17 protein-coding genes are annotated in these 13,169 nt (G+C 62.6%); 5 read left to right on the top strand and 12 right to left on the bottom strand.

Annotated elements, in window-relative coordinates:
- Window positions 1–9: 9 nt before the first annotated feature.
- The 5 genes from PR017_RS12855 to PR017_RS12875 form a co-directional block, all read right to left on the bottom strand.
- Window positions 10–438, bottom strand: coding sequence for a hypothetical protein (locus PR017_RS12855; RefSeq protein ID WP_111218965.1), 429 nt, complete (start codon window positions 436–438; stop codon window positions 10–12).
- Complete coding sequence (locus PR017_RS12860) at window positions 435–1,487, bottom strand: aldo/keto reductase (protein ID WP_111218967.1); 1,053 nt, start codon at window positions 1,485–1,487, stop codon at window positions 435–437. Before PR017_RS12860 ends, PR017_RS12855 begins: the two co-directional genes overlap by 4 nt.
- Window positions 1,488–1,593: 106 nt before the next feature.
- The gene (locus PR017_RS12865) at window positions 1,594–1,947 is read right to left on the bottom strand and encodes a TIGR04076 family protein (RefSeq protein WP_111218969.1); all 354 of its coding nucleotides are present in this window, start codon (window positions 1,945–1,947) and stop codon (window positions 1,594–1,596) included.
- A gap of 1 nt (window position 1,948) precedes the next feature.
- Window positions 1,949–2,437 (bottom strand): DUF3830 family protein, encoded by a 489-nt coding sequence (locus PR017_RS12870; protein ID WP_111218971.1) that lies wholly within the window; start codon window positions 2,435–2,437, stop codon window positions 1,949–1,951.
- An 8-nt stretch (window positions 2,438–2,445) separates the two neighbouring features.
- Window positions 2,446–3,174 carry a GntR family transcriptional regulator gene (locus PR017_RS12875; protein WP_111218973.1) on the bottom strand — a complete coding sequence of 243 codons (729 nt, stop codon included), beginning with the start codon at window positions 3,172–3,174 and terminating at the stop codon, window positions 2,446–2,448.
- Between the two features lie 117 nt (window positions 3,175–3,291).
- Here PR017_RS12875 and PR017_RS12880 point away from each other — a divergent pair, with 117 nt between their 5' ends.
- Genes PR017_RS12880 through PR017_RS12900 form a run of 5 tightly spaced genes read left to right on the top strand, consistent with a single transcriptional unit; the run spans window position 3,292 to window position 8,042 of the window.
- Window positions 3,292–4,092 carry an ABC transporter ATP-binding protein gene (locus PR017_RS12880; protein ID WP_111218975.1) on the top strand — a complete coding sequence of 267 codons (801 nt, stop codon included), beginning with the start codon at window positions 3,292–3,294 and terminating at the stop codon, window positions 4,090–4,092.
- Window positions 4,089–4,850 carry an ABC transporter ATP-binding protein gene (locus PR017_RS12885; protein ID WP_111218977.1) on the top strand — a complete coding sequence of 254 codons (762 nt, stop codon included), beginning with the start codon at window positions 4,089–4,091 and terminating at the stop codon, window positions 4,848–4,850. Before PR017_RS12880 ends, PR017_RS12885 begins: the two co-directional genes overlap by 4 nt.
- Window positions 4,847–5,755, top strand: a complete 909-nt coding sequence (locus PR017_RS12890) for a branched-chain amino acid ABC transporter permease (protein WP_111218979.1) — start codon at window positions 4,847–4,849, stop codon at window positions 5,753–5,755. The genes PR017_RS12885 and PR017_RS12890 overlap by 4 nt, the downstream gene beginning before the upstream one ends.
- Entirely contained in the window at window positions 5,752–6,741 is a 990-nt protein-coding gene (locus PR017_RS12895) for a branched-chain amino acid ABC transporter permease (protein ID WP_161959316.1), read from the top strand. The genes PR017_RS12890 and PR017_RS12895 overlap by 4 nt, the downstream gene beginning before the upstream one ends.
- Entirely contained in the window at window positions 6,738–8,042 is a 1,305-nt protein-coding gene (locus PR017_RS12900) for an NAD(P)/FAD-dependent oxidoreductase (RefSeq protein WP_111218981.1), read from the top strand. Before PR017_RS12895 ends, PR017_RS12900 begins: the two co-directional genes overlap by 4 nt.
- A gap of 80 nt (window positions 8,043–8,122) precedes the next feature.
- Here the strand turns inward: PR017_RS12900 and PR017_RS12905 are convergent, their stop codons facing one another.
- From PR017_RS12905 to PR017_RS12935, 7 genes are all read right to left on the bottom strand, one after another.
- Complete coding sequence (locus tag PR017_RS12905; RefSeq protein WP_111218983.1) at window positions 8,123–8,839, bottom strand: Bax inhibitor-1/YccA family protein; 717 nt, start codon at window positions 8,837–8,839, stop codon at window positions 8,123–8,125.
- Window positions 8,840–8,859: 20 nt separating this feature from the next.
- Window positions 8,860–9,627, bottom strand: coding sequence for an anti-sigma factor family protein (locus PR017_RS12910; protein WP_111218985.1), 768 nt, complete (start codon window positions 9,625–9,627; stop codon window positions 8,860–8,862).
- Window positions 9,614–10,153, bottom strand: a complete 540-nt coding sequence (locus tag PR017_RS12915; protein ID WP_111218987.1) for a sigma-70 family RNA polymerase sigma factor — start codon at window positions 10,151–10,153, stop codon at window positions 9,614–9,616. The genes PR017_RS12910 and PR017_RS12915 overlap by 14 nt, the downstream gene beginning before the upstream one ends.
- A gap of 64 nt (window positions 10,154–10,217) precedes the next feature.
- On the bottom strand, window positions 10,218–11,144 hold the full coding sequence (locus PR017_RS12920; protein ID WP_111218989.1) for a bestrophin family protein: 927 nt from the start codon (window positions 11,142–11,144) through the stop codon (window positions 10,218–10,220).
- A 251-nt stretch (window positions 11,145–11,395) separates the two neighbouring features.
- Window positions 11,396–12,133 (bottom strand): peptide-methionine (S)-S-oxide reductase MsrA, encoded by a 738-nt coding sequence (msrA, locus tag PR017_RS12925; RefSeq protein ID WP_111218991.1) that lies wholly within the window; start codon window positions 12,131–12,133, stop codon window positions 11,396–11,398.
- An 87-nt stretch (window positions 12,134–12,220) separates the two neighbouring features.
- Window positions 12,221–12,715 (bottom strand): peptide-methionine (R)-S-oxide reductase MsrB, encoded by a 495-nt coding sequence (gene msrB, locus PR017_RS12930; protein ID WP_111218993.1) that lies wholly within the window; start codon window positions 12,713–12,715, stop codon window positions 12,221–12,223.
- Between the two features lie 124 nt (window positions 12,716–12,839).
- Window positions 12,840–13,049: a SlyX family protein gene (locus PR017_RS12935; protein ID WP_111219049.1), complete on the bottom strand. Its 210-nt coding sequence runs from the start codon at window positions 13,047–13,049 to the stop codon at window positions 12,840–12,842.
- Window positions 13,050–13,169 lie beyond the last annotated feature (120 nt).

Here is a 13,169-nt window from a genome sequence, read left to right on the forward strand (position 1 = left end):
GTAATCCTGTCAGGTCTCCGGTGTCTGCAACCAGGTTTCTTGCAGATGCCGCCATTGGACGCCCGATGGCGCCGATGAGCTCGCGGTAAAAAGGGCACTCGCCTGCCGACGCGACCAGACGCCCCTGCGGCACTGCACCTCGACATAGGTAACGACGACAGTATCGTCAGTCTGGAAGCCCGCACGGATATCCTCGATATCGATCGAGAAATCGCCATTGAAGGTGGCGCGATTGGCCCGGATCAGGTCGATGGTCGCTGCTCTATCGAAAACGCGGCCGGTCGGCGGTATCATCTGGAAGCCGTCTCCGAACGCCTGATCGCAGCGCCCGAAATCCGTCAGGTCCGCTGTCGCCGCGTCGTACCAGCCGACGAAGAATTCGTGGAAGGCGATGACCTCGGCGCGGGCACGCTCGAAAAGTGACTGGTCCTGGCTCATACTTTCCCCGCGTTGAGATTGTAGTGCATGATCGAGCCATGCCTGCCGTTTCGGTCGCGCTCCAGCGTGTAGACGTCACCGAGGGGGCCTTCGCTTTCAGCGATGATCGCTTCGATCTGCCACATGTCGTCTGCCGAAAGCACGACATCCATGATGCCGGCATTGGCCAGCGCATGCGCCTGGTTGCGGGCGCCGACGATGACGGCTGCGACCTGCGGCTGACGCAGCACCCAGGCGCTGGCGACAGTGGCGATATCGACGCCACGTCGGTTGCCAATGACCTTCAATGTCGAAAGCAGCGATTGAAACAGATCCCAGCCGCCGAAATCGTCGATGATCAGCTTGTATTTGACCAGCGACCGGTTCTCCAGCGGCATCTCAGGCTCCGGCTGACCCAGCCACTTGTCGCTGAGGAAACCGCCGGCAACAGAACCGTAGCACAGGAATTTCACATCATTCGCAGTAGCCAGCGCAGTCAGGCTGTTGGCCGGCCGCTGGTCGAGGACGGAATATTGCAGCTGCTGGCTGACCAGCGGAATGCCCGCCTTCAGGATCTCGGCAACATGCGGGGTGTCGAAATTCGTAGTGCCAACATTGCGGACCTTGCCCTCTCCGTGCAATTCGTTGAGCCAGCCCAGCGCATCGAGATAGCCGTCAAGCGAGTAATCCCACCAGTGGAACTGCACGAGATCCAGCCGCTCCGTGCGCAACCGCCGCAGCGACTGCTCGACGATGCCAAGGATATAATCGCGGTTCATGTTGCCGAGCTTCTCGAGATCGGGCACCAGCTTGGTGTGCACCTTCATCTCGGCCGCCGCTTCGTTCCCCCGCTCGTTTCGCAGGCGGTCCCGGGCAGCGCCGATCAGTTCCTCGACGCCGGTATAGATGTCGGCACAGTCGTAGGTCCTGATGCCGGCATCGTATGCGGCGATGAGGTCGGTCACGGCCTGATCGCGATCGATCGTCCCGTGGCCACCGGCCAGCTGCCAGCCACCGCGAATGACGCGGGAAATGGCATAGCCGGGGCGAAGTTCGAAGGTTTTCGTCATGTCATGCAGCTTTCAAATTGGTAGAACGGTGGAGCGCGAAGGGCTCCCCCTCATTTGCCCTTTGCGGGAGCAGGCCGATATCGGCATCCTGTGCGCCCGCCATCGATCAGCCCTCGGCGCCCGGCAGCGGCACCGCCGTTGTCTCGGCGTGGCTGAAGCGGCGCTTGCCCAGCCGCACGATCCTTAGCCGGCTAGCGCAATTCGGGTCGGGACAGGCGATCTCGGCATCCGAGGTCATCCAGTCGTTCCGGTGCGTCGGCCGCTGCTTTGCAGCCAGGAGCGGCAGCACGGCCGAAATCGAATAGATGGAAAATCCCTGGCCTGCAGGCATCGACAGCATCTCGCCTTTCAGCTCGAAATAATCGCCCTCCATGGCGCCGCAATAGATTGGCTTGCCCTCTGGGATGACCGCCTCGACGCGCAGGTCGTAAAGCTCGAAACTATCGTCGGTTTCGCTCACCTCAAACCTCCGTCAGCGCGAAGGTGACATCGCAGCCGCCGTTGCGGCGGATGATGCCGCAGGCGGCGGCGAAATGCTCGCGCTCCTCCGGCCGCACCTGCGCCATGACGCTGCCGGCAAGCCAGCCGATCGGGAACAGCAACCGCGCACCCTGCCCGTAGAACAGGCCGATGTCGAAAATGGCGTTGGGGCTGCCGCCCCACATGCGCGCCGGCACGTAACTCAGCACAATATCGCCGGGCTGCGGCGTCACCGTAGCATTCTCGGCCGGCAGCGCGGTTGCATAGGCGGCGCCCTCGAGATGAGCCGCCGGGATCGGGCAGGAGATTTCCGGGCCGGTCCACATCGCATGGATGCCGGGCACGATGCGCGGCTCCGACAGATATTGCATGAAAAAGGCGACGTTCTCGGGCGCCTTGCCAACCAGCAGCGGCGCGATCACGGACAGTCCGGAACGGGGCTCGGTGATATGGATTGCATTCTGGCTCATCGTCGGCCTCAAATCCTGGCTGCGTCTGTCTGCAGCTTGTTGCGTAAAAATGTGAAGGGCCGGCTGATATCGGCGACCAGCGCGACCCGCGCCGCGTCGGCATCCTGGGCCGCCAATGCCGCGACGATACTGCGATGGTAGTGGGCGGTATCGACCTCGCCGGCTTCGGAGAAGGCATAGATCGCCACCCGGATGCAAGGGCCGGATTGCAGCCACAGGCTTTCGATCATGGGGATGAGCACGGCCGAGCCGCAGGCCCGGTAGATCTCGAAATGGAATGTCTGGTTGAGCGTGACCTCGCGGTCCACGTCCTTCTTCTGCTTCAGGGCGCGCATCTCGTCCCATTCGTGCAGCATGCCCTCGATGACGGTGATATCTTTCGGACCCATGCGTTTCGCGGCCAGAGCGATGGCCTCGCCCTCTATCAGGATACGGGCGCGCAAGAGGTCGTCGATGCGCTCGAGCGTGATCGGCGGGACACGCACCGATCGGTTGGGCAGTGCCTCCAGCGCCTTTTCGGTGATCAGCCGCCCGAGTGCCTCGCGCACCGGCATGGTGCTGGTAACAAGCGCATCGGCAAGGCCACGGATCGTCAGAACCTGGCTCGGCTCGAAAAGTCCGCCGATCAGCGCCCTGCGAAGCTCGGAATAGACACGGTCCTGAACGGTTTCGCGGCCAACCGGGGCCAACTGGGCGGCAATCAGATCATTGCTTTTTTCGGCTGAGGCCTTTTGCATTGCGATCCCGTTTTTGACTTGCAGAACGAATTAAAGCTGAATAGCGTGATCAATGCAAGTGTGATCACAAATCAAAAATCAGGGTGCGACAACGATCGTTCCCGGCCAGAGGGATCCATGAGTTTACCATCTGAACGGCAGGGGGAGGATACCCGGGAGCCTGTTCTGAGTGCGAAGAATATCGTCCGCCGGTTCGGCGGCATCGCCGCCGTCAACGACGTATCCTTCGAAGTGCGGCACGGCGAAATCCTTGGCCTGATCGGCCCGAACGGCGCCGGCAAGACGACGATGTTCGATCTCCTATCCGGCAGCGTCCTGCCGACGAGCGGCGAAATCCGATTGAACGGCACAGTCGTTTCCGGCGAATCCGCACACCGGCGCATCGGTCGCGGTCTAGGCCGCACCTTCCAGATCCCCCGCCCGCTCCCCAACATGACACTGATCGAAAACGTCATGCTCGCCGCACAGCAGCAGACCGGCGAAAAACTGTTTGCCAACTTCCTGGTGCCGTGGCGCGTTGCGGCCGAGGAGAAGCGCTCACGCGATAAAGCGATGGAACTGCTCGATCTCGTCTTGCTGACGCGGCTGGCCCACGAGCCCGCCCGCGTACTCTCCGGCGGCCAGCGCAAGCTTCTGGAACTTGCCCGGGTGATGATGGCGGATCCAGCCATCATTCTCCTCGACGAGCCGGCGGCCGGCGTTAACGCTACCCTGCTCGAAGTCATCATCGACCGCATCCGCGATATCAACGCCCGCGGCATCACCTTCCTGCTGATCGAGCACAATATCGACATGGTCACCCGTCTCTGCAATCGCGTGCTGGTCATGGCCGGCGGCCAGCTGCTTTGCCAGGGCACAGCGGAAGAAGTGGCGCGCGACCCCCGCGTTATCGAAGCCTATCTCGGAGGTGCGGCATGAGCGAACCCGTTCTCCTCGTGCGCGATCTCGTCGCCGGCTACGAGCCCGGCGTACCGATCGTCCGCGGCGCCTCTATTACCGTCAACAAGGGCGAGATCGTCGTCGTGCTCGGCCCCAACGGCGCCGGCAAGTCGAGCTTCATCAAGGCTGTCGCCGGCCTGGTCCCGATCTCTGCGGGCACCGTGTTGCTCGACGGCAGGGATATCACCGCAGCACCTGCCCATATGATGGTCCGCCTCGGCCTTGCCTTCGTGCCGCAAACGGAAAATATCTTTCCGCAGATGTCGGTAGACGACAATCTGAAGGTCGCCTGCGGTATCCTGAAGCCGAAAGACGTCCCGTCCCGCATAGAGGCGATGTACACCGCCTTTCCGGACCTTGCCCGTCACCGTAAGATCGCCGCCGGAAATCTTTCCGGCGGACAGAGACAGATGCTCGCCGTTGCCCGTGCGCTGGTCGTCGACCCCAAGGTGCTCGTCCTCGACGAGCCGTCGGCTGGCCTGTCGCCGAAATTCGTCTCGATGGTGTTCCAGATGCTGACCGAAATCCGCCAGTCCGGCGTCACCATTCTGCTGGTCGAGCAGAATGCCAAGGCGGCGCTGGCGATCGGCGACCGCGCCTATGTGCTGGTCGAAGGCAAGGACCACCATGAAGGCATCGCCTCCGAGCTTTGGAACGATCCCGTTGTCGCAGAGCTCTATCTAGGGCAGCGACCGACGCAGCCTGCCAGACCGACCGAGACCGGAGGTGCCGCATGAACCTGCAATTCATCGTCGACGGATTGCTCACCGGCTCGATGGTCGGCCTTGGCGCCATCGGCGTGACGCTGACTTATTCGATCCTGCGCTTCTCCAACTTCGCCCATGGCGACTTCATGGCCTGGGGCACCTACGCGACCCTCACCGCCGTCAGCGCCATCGGCGCAATGTTCGGCAAGATCGCACCTATCGGTCCATTTTCCTTCGGCTGGCCGCTGATCGTTGCCGTCGTCATCGGCATGGCTTTTACCGGGCTGATGGCACTGCTGCTCGACAAGATCCTGTTTGCGCGGCTGCGGGCAAAAGGCCAGACGATTATCGTCGTGATGGCCAGTTTCGGCGCCTCCATGGCGCTGCGCAGCCTGCTGGAATTCATCTTCACCTCGCGTCCCGCCTATTTCAGCCGCTCGATCCAGATCGCCATGCCGGTTGGCTATGGCATACGCATCACGCCCGACCAAATCGTGCTGCTGCTGCTGACAGCAATTCTGGTGCTGGCGGTACACCTGCTGATGACGCGCACCCAGATCGGCCGGTCGATGCAGGCCGTCAGCCAGAACCCGGCGCTCGCCCGCGTCGTCGGCATCGACGTCAGCAAGGTGGTGCGGGTGACGTGGCTCATCGGCGGGGCGCTTGCCTGCATGGCCGGCGTCATGATCGGCATCCTCGTGCAGATCCGGCCGCTGATGGGCTTCGACATGATGCTGCCGATGTTTGCCGCCGCCATTCTCGGCGGTATCGGCAGCGTGCCGGGCGCCGTGCTCGGCGGCCTGATCATCGGCCTGACGGAAGCCGGCGCCGTCCAGTTGATCGGCGCAGAATGGCGCGCGGCGGTCTCCTTCGTCATCCTGATGGCGGTGCTGCTGGCCCGGCCGATCGGCCTCTTCGGAGTGAGAGAGAGATGATGGACCTTCTTGGCTATGGCGCCTTCTTCCTGACGACGGCGCTGATCTTCTCGCTGATCACCCTCGGCCTCAATCTGCAATGGGGGCTGACCGGCCTTTTCAACGTCGGCCTCGCCGGTTTTGTCGCCATCGGCGCCTATACCTCGGCGCTGCTGACGACACCCGATACCGTCGGCCGCTTCGGCGGCTTCGACATGCCGATTGTCGTCGGCTGGCTCGGTGCGATGATCGTTACTGCCCTTGCAGCGGCCATCACCGGCGTCGCCACGCTGCGGCTGAAATCCGACTACCTCGCCATCACCACCTTCGGCGTCGCCGTGGTCGTGCAACTTGTAGCCCTGAACGCGCAGAAACTGACCGGCGGCCCGTTCGGCATCGGCTTCATCCCGCGCCCCTTCGCAGCACTTGCAGAAACGCCCGTGCTCTTCAACTTCTCCAACCTCGCTGTCGTCGCCGTCGTCACGCTCGTTACCTATCTGGCTCTGGAGCATCTTGCCCGCAGCCCATGGGGGCGCGTGCTGAAGGCCCTGCGCGAAGACGAGCGGGCCGCCATCTCGCTCGGCAAGAGCGCCCGCTTCTACCGAGTCCAAGCCTTTGCCGTCGGCGGCGCCATCATGGGGCTGGCCGGTGCTGTACAGGCGCATTTCATCGGCTTCATCGCGCCAGACAACTATGTGCCAACGCTGACTTTCCAGGTCTGGACGATGCTCATCGTCGGCGGTTCCGGCAGCAACAAAGGTGCCATCCTCGGCAGCGTCCTCGTCTGGGCGATCTGGGCGGGCTCCGGCGCGCTGACCAGCGCCGCCTTCCCGACCGACCAGCAGGCCCGCGCGGCCTCGCTGCAGATCGTCGCCATCGGCGTCATGCTCTGCGTCATTCTGCTGGTGCGCCCCAATGGTATTCTCGGCAACATGCCACGCCGACTGCGCTGGTTCGGCAAGAAGCAGCCCCCGGCCATGTCCGACCAGAATGGTGCCGCCTCGTGAGCAAAGCAGACACCGCATCGCCGGACGCGCCGTCCCTCTGGCACGTCGTCGGCCGCAACCGGCGGCACCGGCCGCAACTGGAAGGTCCGCTCGATGCTGACCTCGCGATCGTCGGCGGCGGCTTCTCCGGCCTTTCGACTGCGTTGCATGCGGCAGAAAAAGGTCTCTCCGTGATCCTGCTGGAGGCTGGTATCATCGCCTGGGGTGCCACCGGTCGCAACGCCGGCTTCGTGGTTCCAAACTTTGCCAAGGTGGACCCGGATAACGTCATCCAGCAACTGGGCCCCGAGCGCGGAAAGCGGCTTGTAGATTTGGCAGCCGGCAGCGGCGACCTGGTCTTCGAGCTGATCCGCCGCCACGCAATAGAGTGCGCCGCGCAGCAGAGCGGCTGGATCCAGCCGGCCCATTCCGCCACCGCCCTCGAAAAAGTACAGTCCCGCGCCGCGCAATGGCAGGCGCGCGGACGCCCGGCTGATGTCATGGACCGACAGACGATCCGCGACGTGACCGGCGCAGACGGCTATTTCGGCGGCTGGACGGACAAATCCGGGGGCGTTCTCAATCCCGTCGAATATGCGCGCGGCCTTGCCGACGCTGCGGAAGCGGCTGGCGCCCGTATATTCGAGCGCTCGCCCGTCTCAGCCATTGGCCGCGCAGCCGACGGTTGGCTGCTGCAGACGCCGACGGGCAGCCTTCGCGCAGGCAAGGTCGTGGTCGCGACGAATGCCTACGGCGGACGGCTCAATCCGGAACTCGCCCGCACCTATTTTCCATTGAAGGTATTCCAGGTCGCCACACATCCGCTGCCGGCCGCAATCCGCCAGCGGCTACTGCCGGCAAACCAGTGCGTTTCCGATACCAGGCGCAACCTCTTCACCTTCCGCTTCGATGCCGGCAACCGGCTGATTTCGGGCGGCATGCACATCTTCGGCCCCGGCGCCGACAGCCGCGTGCCAGCGACAATCCATCGACGCATGGCCGAAATGCTCGGGCTCCCCGATCTACCGCCGCTGGAATTCAGCTGGTCTGGCGTTGCCGCTGTCGAACCGGATTTTCTGCCGCATCTGGTCGATCTCGGACCCGGCCTGATCGCCGGCTTTGCCTGCAATGGACGCGGCATCGCCATGACCACGGCGATGGGCAAGGAGCTTGCCGCCTGGGCAACAGGTGCAGATGCCCGCGATCTTGCGATCCCCTTCGGACCGCCGGCACCGATACCGTTCCATGCTCTCCTGAAGCACGCGCCGAATGCGCTGCTGCCGTGGAGCATGCTGCAGGACCGGCTGGACGAGCGAGGCTAGCTCCCAAACGCAATGCGCCCGCCGATCCCATGACAGATCGACGGGCGCCCGCTCACTCCTGGCCCCACCAGGAGGAGCTGTTACTCGCGGTCGCCCGTAAAGTTGAGCAACAGCTGGAAGATATTGACGAAGTTCAGGTAGAGCGACAGGGCGCCCATCACAGCCATTTTCTGCTGCGATTCCTGATCATGGTTCTCGGCATACTGTTCCTTGATGTTCTGCGTATCCCAGGCGGTCAGGCCGACGAAGACGGCGATACCGATCACGGACACCGCAAACTGCAGGACAGTCGAGCCGAGGAAGATGTTGACGACGCTGGCGATCACCACGCCGATCAGGCCCATCATCAGGAACGAGCCAAAATTGGCGAGATCCCGCTTCGTCGTGTAGCCATAGAGGCTTGTCGCGCCGAACATGGTGGCTGCGATGAAGAAGGTACGCGCGATGCTGGCGCCGGTGAACACCAGGAACACCGAGGCGAGCGACAGTCCCATGACCGCGCAGAAGGCCCAGAACATGGCCTGCGCGCCGCTGGCGGACATCGACTGGATCTTGAACGAGAAGAACAGCACGAAGCCGATCGGTGCCAGCATGACAACCCACTTCAAGGGCGACGAGAAGATCGGCACATAGAGCGCCGGCGTCGTGCCGACGACGAAGGCAACGAGCCCCGTCACGACCAGACCGATAGCCATGTAGTTGTAGATGCGCAGCATGTGCTTGCGCAGTCCTTCGTCGAACAGCGCCTGGGTGCCGGCGTTAACGCCGAAACCGGAGCGGGGATTGATCGGGTTCATGATCTGTCTCCTTGATTGCGTTAATAGAGTGTCCGGGAAAGCCGCTCGGCCTCCCCGTCGAGATTGTTGGCGGCGGCATCGGCGACCAGCGCATAGGCAACGTCGCCGATCTGCCAGTAGGATGCCTGCACGCCGTCGAGGGCGATGTGGTCGACGTTGGCGACGGCAAAACTGCCGCGTCGGACTGCAAACAGCGATAGCCGCTTGCCATTCGCATCGACGGTGACTTCGATGCTCGGTCCGAAGGCCGACGGATAGATTTCGGCATCGGCCACCTTCCAGTCGGCCGGCAACGTCGGCATGACGATTGCGGTGGCCGCCCGGATATCATCCGGGTTGTAGCTGGCCGACTTCGGCTGCGAGGCGACCTGCGCCCTCAATGCCGAGGTCCGGAAAGCCGCAACCGCATCGTCGACGAAAGCCGGCGGCGGCACGGATGCCGAGACCTCGGTGGCCGAGAAAGCGCCGAACGAATTGTGTGCCACCCAGCCCGATGCCACCAGAACGGCAACGGCGGCAATGCGCTGCAATGACTGGAATACGCGACCGTAGGCGAGCCCTCGCTCCAGGCGACGGGCGGCCTCGCGGGTCTGCACGCCGCCGGTTACGGCCTCGGTCGCCAGCGCCAGCCGCAACTCGCCGCGCAGGCTCAGATCAGCCATGACTTTTGCAGCCGTTGCCGGATGCTCCGAAAGGTAGGATTCCACCGCGATGCGCCGCGATACATCCAGTTCACCGTCGACATAGGCATCGAGATCGGCGTCGATGATCGGATCAACTGACGTCATGATCGTTCCCTCCGATAACACGCAGATGCGATGCAGCCGGCGCCTTGTCCTCGAAATCCCTCAACTGGGCACGCGCCCGTGAAATCCGCGACATCAGCGTGCCGACAGGTATGCCGAGCGTCGCTGCGGCCTCGTTGTAGGACATGTCCTCGATGGCAACGAGATGCAGCGCCGCGCGCTGTTCTTCCGGAAGCCTGAAGAAGGCGTCGCGCACCTGCGACAGGCGGACGGCGTGCTCCTGGCCAGCCGCCAGCGACTGCTCCATCTCGACGGCCGCGCCATCATGGCGCCGCGTCATCGACCGGTCCCGACGCAGACGGTCGATATGGGCGTTGTGGACGATGGAGAGAAGCCAGGAGCGCAGGTTTGCGCCGCGACGGAAGGTTGACTTGCGCTCATAGGCCCGCAGCAAGGCATCATGCACAAGGTCTTCCGCGTCGTCGGCGTTGCGCACCAGCGAACGGGCGTAGCGTCTCAGGGATGAGAGCTGTGCCAAGACATCGAATGTGCGTCCGTTGCGTTCCATGACCCAGTATACGGACACCGATGCGAACTTATTCCCGGCACGGTCAAAAAAATTCCGATGCGGCTTACATCAGCACGAAATTGGTAGGCGTCGGCAGCGGTGGCAGGTCTGTCTCGCCCATGGCTTCTCGCAGATTGTGCTCGATAGCATCGGCGAGCGCACCGATAGGCAAAGCATTTGCCTCCTTGCTGAACGGATTTTCGAGCTCGTCACCGAGCGCATCCAGGCCGAAGAAGGTGTAGGCGATGACCGCCGCCGCAAACGGCGTTCCCCAGCCGAGCACGTCGACCGAACCGAACGGCATGAGGAAGCAGAATAGATAGGCCGTCCGATGAACCAGCAGCGTGTAGGCAAACGGCAACGGCGTGTTTCGGATGCGCTCGCAGGTCGCCGGCACGATTGCCATGTCGGTGATTGTCCTGTCGAGTATCTGGTACTGGATATCGCTGATCCTGTCGCTCGCCCGCATTCTTGCCAGATCGGCCGACATCAGCCGCATCAGCATTTCAGGCCTGTTCGATGCAGCGTGATAGAGGGGCTGGACATCGTCCGGCAAAAGCCGTTCGACCTTGCTCTGGTCGCCGTCCGGCCGAAGATGCTGGACAAGCGCATGCGGCATGGCCATGGCCAGCGTCAGCAGGCTACGCCTGACCCGCCGCCCCTCCTCGCCGTGCAAGGCTTCCAGCAGCAAGGTCTGGCGCGAAAACGTCCGTGCCGCGTAGACCAGTTGTCCCCAGCTGTGCCGCGCCTCGCACCAGCGCTGGTAGCAGGCATTGTTGCGGAACGACAGAAACACCGAAAGCGCCGTGCCGAGCACGGCGAAGGGCACGCCGCTGACCGACAGGATCATGCCCGGTCGCTCGTGATGGCCCCAGGTGATGAGGCAGGACATCACGAAAATCACGACGATCTGCGGCAGGATGCGGGGAACGATCGATCCACGCATGATGAAGAATAGCGGGAGTAGCCCCGGGCGCTCGCGGACGATCATGGTGGATGCTCTGTTGGGGCTACCTGCGGCATTCCACCTAATCGGATAAAGATAGGCTGCCTAACCGATATTGACACAAACGGTGCGCCGAGGGGATGCGCCCATTTGTCGCCTCACACGAGAGGCAATGCCGACCGACTGCAATATCGGATATACACGAACCTCGCATAAATATCCGCCAAACCTACTCCCCAGACTCAAGGCTGCGGGTCGCTCCGCCAGTTGTTACGTGACGGAGCAATGGTCTTCGATCAGTTGCTGGCGGTCACCAGTACCGGTTCGGCGCGATAGTCCTCGGGGAACATGCGCTTCAGGTCATCTATTTTCGGCATGTCGTTGATGGCGATGTAGGGATAGGTCGGGTGGGTCGTCAGGAAATTCTGATGATAAGTCTCGGCCGGATAGAAGCTCTTTCCCGGCTCGATCTTCGTGACGACAGCCTCACCGAAAACGTGTGCCTTGTTCAGTTGATCGATATAGGCCTTGGCGACGCGCGCCTGTTCAGGCGTGGTCGGAAAGATTGCCGAGCGGTACTGGGTACCGCTGTCCGGCCCCTGGCGGTTCAATTCCGTTGGATCGTGAGCAACTGAGAAGTAGATCTGCAGCAGATGGCCGAGGCTGATCTTATGCGGGTCGAAGACCACCTTCACGGTCTCGGCATGGCCCGTGCTGCCGGTGCTGACAGTCTCGTATTCAGCGGTGTTCTTCGCGCCGCCGGCATAACCGGACACCGCACTGACGACGCCGTCGACATGCTGGAAGACGCCCTGCACGCCCCAGAAACAGCCCCCGGCCAGCGCGATTGTCTCGGTGCCGGAACCCGGCGCTTCGTCGACAGTCGCTTTTGGAATCTCGCGGGCTTCGCCGGCCTGGGAAGGTGTGAGATGCAGCACAGTGCCGCCGACCAGAAGCACCGCGACAGCGGTGCCGGCCCGTCGGCCATAGTGGGACAAGGCTTCGCGCATGGAATATTTCAAAGACATTGTCATGGAAGATCTCCCGTCAACCGGAGGTGAATGCACAGGTCTAAAGTCTGAACCCAAATGCTGGGCAGGATTGGCGTTTCAGCAGGTGCGTCACGCTGATGACGCCTGGAACGTCATGGCGATGCCGTTCATGCAGTAGCGAAGGCCGGTCGGCTTGGGGCCGTCGTTGAAGACATGGCCGATATGACTGCCGCAACGGGCACAATGCACGGCGTTGCGCGCCATGCCGTAGGACGTATCCTTGACGGACCCGACGGCTTTCGGCAGCGGTTGCCAGAAACTCGGCCAGCCCGTGCCGCTCTCGAACTTGGTTTCCGATGAAAACAGCGGTAGTTCGCAGCCGGCGCAGGCAAAGCGTCCTTTGCGGTGTTCTTCCAGCAGCGGGCTGGTGAAAGGGCGTTCCGTGCCCTCGTTGCGCAGAACGTCGTATTGGTCTGCGGTCAAAAGCTTGTGCCATTCCGCATCGGAATGGGTCAGAGGAAACGTTGCGGCAGCCGCAGTCCCCAGCGATCCGTTCCAGCTCCGCGCGGAAAACACCGCCGCACCGGTTGCCACAGTCATCAGCAATGCGCGTCTCGTCTGCATTCCGGCCGTCCCGGTTTTAATCATCATACAGCAGATACGGACGCGGCCGTGGTTTTGTTACACAAAGGCGCGTGAGACACAGAAATGTGACCGCTATCCAGGCGCGGCCCCGGCAATACGGGGATCAGTAGTGCGGCGGTTTCGCGTTAGCCGGCGCCTCGGCGGTTTCTTCCTCAAGCGTCATGAAACGCTCCACCAGCCGTTCGAGCTTGTAGCGGGTTTCCTCGACCACCTTCCACTGCGCCGTCAGTTGGTCGGAGAGTTCGTCGATGGTCTTTGCCTGATAGGCGACAACTTCCTCAAGCTGGGTAATGCGGCTTTCCTGGTCAGACATGTCGGCTTCCTTTCGATCGTGCAATGGCGGCGACACACCAGCTTTCGGCCCGGTTGGCAAGAGCCGCGCAAATCTTGCAGCAGGCCCTTCCTCTCGGTGGAACTGATGGCCTCGAGGCAA

It is taken from the genome of Rhizobium tumorigenes (assembly GCF_003240565.2).
In the GTDB taxonomy this organism is placed as follows: Bacteria; Pseudomonadota; Alphaproteobacteria; order Rhizobiales; family Rhizobiaceae; genus Rhizobium; species Rhizobium tumorigenes.

Bases quoted from the DNA above. Each gene is read 5' to 3' on its own strand.
- PR017_RS12855 (WP_111218965.1), bottom strand. From the start codon at position 438: ATGAGCCAGGACCAGTCACTTTTCGAGCGTGCCCGCGCCGAGGTCATC.
- PR017_RS12860 (WP_111218967.1), bottom strand. From the start codon at position 1,487: ATGACGAAAACCTTCGAACTTCGCCCCGGCTATGCCATTTCCCGCGTC.
- PR017_RS12870 (WP_111218971.1), bottom strand. From the start codon at position 2,437: ATGAGCCAGAATGCAATCCATATCACCGAGCCCCGTTCCGGACTGTCC.
- PR017_RS12875 (WP_111218973.1), bottom strand. From the start codon at position 3,174: ATGCAAAAGGCCTCAGCCGAAAAAAGCAATGATCTGATTGCCGCCCAG.
- PR017_RS12880 (WP_111218975.1), top strand. From the start codon at position 3,292: ATGAGTTTACCATCTGAACGGCAGGGGGAGGATACCCGGGAGCCTGTT.
- PR017_RS12885 (WP_111218977.1), top strand. From the start codon at position 4,089: ATGAGCGAACCCGTTCTCCTCGTGCGCGATCTCGTCGCCGGCTACGAG.
- PR017_RS12890 (WP_111218979.1), top strand. From the start codon at position 4,847: ATGAACCTGCAATTCATCGTCGACGGATTGCTCACCGGCTCGATGGTC.
- PR017_RS12895 (WP_161959316.1), top strand. From the start codon at position 5,752: ATGATGGACCTTCTTGGCTATGGCGCCTTCTTCCTGACGACGGCGCTG.
- PR017_RS12905 (WP_111218983.1), bottom strand. From the start codon at position 8,839: ATGAACCCGATCAATCCCCGCTCCGGTTTCGGCGTTAACGCCGGCACC.
- PR017_RS12910 (WP_111218985.1), bottom strand. From the start codon at position 9,627: ATGACGTCAGTTGATCCGATCATCGACGCCGATCTCGATGCCTATGTC.
- PR017_RS12915 (WP_111218987.1), bottom strand. From the start codon at position 10,153: ATGGAACGCAACGGACGCACATTCGATGTCTTGGCACAGCTCTCATCC.
- PR017_RS12920 (WP_111218989.1), bottom strand. From the start codon at position 11,144: ATGATCGTCCGCGAGCGCCCGGGGCTACTCCCGCTATTCTTCATCATG.
- msrA (WP_111218991.1), bottom strand. From the start codon at position 12,133: ATGACAATGTCTTTGAAATATTCCATGCGCGAAGCCTTGTCCCACTAT.
- msrB (WP_111218993.1), bottom strand. From the start codon at position 12,715: ATGCAGACGAGACGCGCATTGCTGATGACTGTGGCAACCGGTGCGGCG.
- PR017_RS12935 (WP_111219049.1), bottom strand. From the start codon at position 13,049: ATGTCTGACCAGGAAAGCCGCATTACCCAGCTTGAGGAAGTTGTCGCC.